The following is a 4,265-nucleotide window of genomic DNA, read 5'->3' as shown; positions in this document are numbered from 1 at the left end:
ACGAGAGTGTGCTGCAGAGCAGCGGAAAGGAGTTCGCAATGAACTAACACCGTTGCGTAAAGCTGCGTGAATGATGGGGGACGGCCCTCCGGGATCGGCTTTCAGGAGCGGGTCTCAAACCAGTCCGAGCTGCTGCGGTAAAGAGCCGTGGTGGTGAGCGTCGGATGAAAAGTTCGGACAAGATCCGAGCAGGTGGGTGTCCGAAAGACGAACGAAAGTGAACCCTCCGAAGACGCGTCGTTATGAATCCAAGTGTCGTCGAAACCAGGACCGTTTCGTCATCCTGGGACAAGTCCGCCAGACGCCTGATGACTGGGCGGGCGGCGACCGGCGTAGAGGGGGCGTGAGTCGGACATAGGCTTTCACGCGGAACTGCAGGAACCAGGCTCCTGATGCAAAGGGAGAAGCTCAAGCGGAGCAAACCGCAAGGCGAGAGTACCGATGCAGGAGACTGGGGCGGACCGACCCGTATGAGCGTTGAGGGCCCTGTAATGGGGTCGGAGCAAAGGGGTCGGATCAGGTGGTCGAATTGTTTGGAACAACTGGAAACAGGATGACTTCGATAGGTACGACAGACAAGCCGTTTCGAATTGAGAAACGTCAAGTGTACGAAGCTTACAAAGCGGTCAAAGCCAACCAGGGCGCAGCCGGGGTGGACGGGCAGACCCTGGAGATGTTCGAGAAGGACCTTGCGGGAAACCTCTACAAGGTCTGGAATCGGATGTCCTCAGGTACGTACTTCCCACCGCCGGTTCGCGCTGTCTCCATTCCGAAGAAGAGTGGGGGCGAAAGGGTTTTGGGTGTGCCGACGTGGACTGCATGATGCACCTTGTTCAAACGGTTTTAGGGATGCCGGGAATGCGGTGGGATCTTGAGACCCACGCGCGGAGCCGTTGATCGACCGTCTCGGTGATGGTGATAGCGTAGGACTTACCAGCCTTTCTATCGGCGGGAATCACCCTGAGGTCGATCCAATAATAGACCACCCCGCAACTGACGCCATAGCGTTGGGCGAGTTGATGGACGGTCAGCGTCCCCGCCGGTGCCGACGGGCCGGGAATGCGATGTTTGTGGCGGATCCAGCTGATCATGCTGGCGGTGAAGGGCTTGCCGGTGGTGCTGGTCTTGCCGTCGCGGGCAAGGAGCGCCGCGATCTCGTGGTCGTCATGGGATTGCGCCAGCGCGCGGACTTCATCGATGAAGACCGGCGGATAGCGCAGCGCGTCGGCGCGGTTGGGCGGCAGGTGCACGTCGATCGTCTCGGTCACACCACCCTGCCAGCGGATGTGCAGTTGCAGCTGCTTGGGCTCCGGCCTTTTGGCAAGGGTGATATCCTTGATCAGCAAGCGCAATATGCGCTTGCGGTCGCGGGGGCTGGTGGTCGGAGCAGCCCATAACCGCGGAAAGTCGCGCCCGAGTTCGATGATTTGCTGCTTCTGCTCGGCGGTCACGGCCCGTAGGCTTTGCCGCTCGAAGGCGGCTATCTGCGCCCCGAGGTCGAGTACCCGTTGCTCCGCGTCGTTCCAGCGCTTCTCCAACGTGGCGGCGATCAGGCGGTTGGCCGGGTCGACGGCCTCGTAGCGCCGTTCGGCCAGATCGGCGTCGTAACGGGCGCGCTCGATGCGCAGCCGCCATTGCCCGGCGATGGCTTGGTCGCGCTCTTCCAGGCTGGTGAGCGCGGCAAGGGCCAACTCGACCGTCAGTGGTGTGACGGCGTCGACCACGCGAGCGCTGACGGCGTTGTCGAGCGGCGTCGCCGAAACCGACACGCAGGCACATCGGGCCAGGCCTTCATGCTTGCGCCGGGTGCATTGATAGGCGGGATAGAGCCCGCCATTGCCGGTGTAGCGCACGGTGAGACGGCGCCCGCATAGGCCGCAGACAAGCAGGCCCTGCAAGAGGCAGAGCCCTTCACGAGCAGGGCCGGTGAGCACCTCGGCATTGGTCCGGTTCTGGGCCAAGCGTTGGCGGTTGGCGAGGAACTGATCCCGGCTGATATAGCCTGGATGATGGTCGTGAATGACGACCCGCCATTCCTCCTCGGGCATGCGGCGTGTGCGGGTCTCGATCGCACCGTCCGGCCCGACCGCCTTGGACGATTGATAGCGTCCGAACACATAGGTGCCGGCATAGGAAGGGTTGGCGAGAATGGCGACCACCCGAGAATGGGTGATGCGGCCCCAGATCAGCTTGCCGTTCCAGACGCCACCGTAGGACCGGCGGGGAAAGCGCAGGCCGAGTTCCTGGAAGCGCTGGACCACGGCGTAGGCGCTGCCCTCGCGCGTGAAGAACTCGAACACGGCGCGCACCGCGCCTTGCACTTCCTGGTCGGGATCGAGCACGATCTGGTCGTCGTCGAAGACGAACCCGACCGGCAGGGGGAAGCGCAATTCGCCCTTTCGCGCCTTGTTGAGCTTACCGCCGTGGAGGCGGGCGCGGATGATGTGGAGTTCCGCCTGGGCGAAGGTTCCCTTCAAGCCGAGGACGAGACCGTCGTTGAATTCGGCCGGATCGTAACAGCCGTCCTCGTCGATCACCAAGGTCCCGGTGATCGCACACAATTCCAGGAGGCGATGCCAATCCTGGTTCGAGCGTGCCAGGCGCGAGGCTTCCAACGAGAAGATCGCGCCGACCTTTTCCATCGCCACATTGCCGACCAGGTTCTTGAAGTCCTCGCGGTGGGTGGCCTGCGAGCCGGACTGGCCGAGGTCCCGGTCGAGCACACGAATCTGCTCCGGCCGCCAGCCCAGCGATCGGGCTTTGCTCGCCAGATTGTACTGCCGTTCGGTGCTCTCCTGATGGAGGCGGACCTGGCCCATCGTCGACTGGCGGATGTAGACACAGGCCTCCCGCGACAGGTGGCGTTCGGTAATCTTGCTGGTCGTCATCACCGGCGCTTTCCTCCGGTTGGGACGGCGGCGCGTCGACGGCGAGACAGCATTCGATCATGTTGGCGAGGATGGCGCCCGCCTGGGCAAGGTCGAGGGCGGCGACGGCCGGGTCCATTTACTCGAACGGCTCGCGGCGGTGGAGCAACTCCGCATTGATCGCGCAGATCTCGTTGAGGAGCTCCCGCAGCTTGCGGAAATTGGCCAGATACTGGCGGGATTGGGCGACAGTGGCATTCGGCACATAGTCCATGCGCGGCCGCGCGCCCGGGGTGCTGACGGAAAGATAGAACTTGGGCCCGTGTCCGGGTCCGTTGGCGCAATGGCAGCCCGGCCGGCCGCAGCGCTTGTAGCGCTCGATGAGCGAGCCGCGCAGGAGCTGTTCGAGCGGCGGCAGCCGGCGCAGGAGCCGGCGGCGGCGTTGGCGCAGGGCGGCGGCGGAAGTATCTTTCACGGCGGTAGTCGGGCCTCGAATCAAACTGGTCCGATGATTCTCGCGAAAGTTGAGTCATACTTCAACCCCTGATGAGTCCTGGTTTAAGGAAAACAGCAGTGCTGCCAACGCCGCACAGCCGAAGGCGTCGACGATCAGCTTCGAGCCAGCGCCTACTGCCGCGTCGTCCGGCGCTCCCCAGTCCGTCCACTCGCGCGGCATGGCGAAGCTACCGAGCTCGGCATGGCGCAGGCTCAGGGTCTCGACGCCCGAGACGCGACGGATCTTGAGGACGACGAAACGCTGACCGCGCAGCGGATGAAAGGGATGAGTGACCTCCGCCGAACCCAAAGGCTCTTTGGCAAGAAGTGCAGTTCGATGTGACTGTGCCCACCGTCAGCGATCGGATCGCACAGATGGCGATCAAGCAGATGATTGAGCCGGATCTGGACTCCCTCTTTCTTCCGGACTCCTACGGTTACAGACCGGGAAAATCGGCTCTGGATGCCGTCGGCGTGACGCGTCAGCGGTGCTGGAAGCATGACTGGGTTCTGGAATTCGACATCAAAGGGCTGTTTGATAATCTTCCGCACGATCTCTTGCTGAAGGCGGTCAGGAAGCACGTCACGTGCAAGTGGGCTCTGCTGTACATCGAAAGATGGCTGGCAGCGCCGATGGAGAAGAACGGAGAAGTCGTCGGGCGAACATGCGGTACCCCGCAAGGTGGCGTTGTCAGCCCGATCTTGTCAAATCTCTTTATGCACTATGCATTTGATCTGTGGATGACGCGGACGCATCCTGACCTTCCATGGTGTCGATATGCTGACGATGGCCTTGTGCACTGCCGGAGTGAACAGCAAGCCGAAGCCCTCAAGGCGGAGCTTGGTGCTCGACTGGCGGCATGCGGGCTTCAAATGCATCCGACAAAGACCAAGATCGTCTAT

The 4,265-nt window shown here is 62.4% G+C and carries 3 protein-coding genes and 2 pseudogenes; 2 read left to right on the top strand and 3 right to left on the bottom strand.

Annotated elements, in window-relative coordinates:
* Positions 1-553 precede the first annotated feature (553 nt).
* Positions 554-811: pseudogene (locus EN786_RS35785) on the top strand (group II intron reverse transcriptase/maturase); the annotation flags it as partial.
* A 22-nt stretch (positions 812-833) separates the two neighbouring features.
* Here the strand turns inward: EN786_RS35785 and EN786_RS35780 are convergent.
* The 3 genes from EN786_RS35780 to EN786_RS35770 all read right to left on the bottom strand — a co-directional run bounded on the left by EN786_RS35780 (position 834) and on the right by EN786_RS35770 (position 3,672).
* Entirely contained in the window at positions 834-2,888 is a 2,055-nt protein-coding gene (locus EN786_RS35780) for a recombinase family protein (protein WP_135909979.1), read from the bottom strand.
* A gap of 118 nt (positions 2,889-3,006) precedes the next feature.
* Entirely contained in the window at positions 3,007-3,342 is a 336-nt protein-coding gene (locus tag EN786_RS35775; protein ID WP_135909977.1) for a DUF6788 family protein, read from the bottom strand.
* A 54-nt stretch (positions 3,343-3,396) separates the two neighbouring features.
* Entirely contained in the window at positions 3,397-3,672 is a 276-nt protein-coding gene (locus EN786_RS35770; protein WP_135909975.1) for a DUF5372 family protein, read from the bottom strand.
* A 35-nt stretch (positions 3,673-3,707) separates the two neighbouring features.
* Between EN786_RS35770 and EN786_RS35765 the strand changes: the two are divergent.
* A pseudogene (locus EN786_RS35765) lies at positions 3,708-4,265 on the top strand (reverse transcriptase domain-containing protein); the annotation flags it as partial.

The organism is Mesorhizobium sp. M4B.F.Ca.ET.143.01.1.1 (genome assembly GCF_004792275.1).
In the GTDB taxonomy this organism is placed as follows: Bacteria; Pseudomonadota; Alphaproteobacteria; order Rhizobiales; family Rhizobiaceae; genus Mesorhizobium; species Mesorhizobium abyssinicae.
The sequence above is the reverse complement of the archived record's forward strand: the minus strand, read 5'-3'. Positions and strand labels throughout refer to the sequence as shown.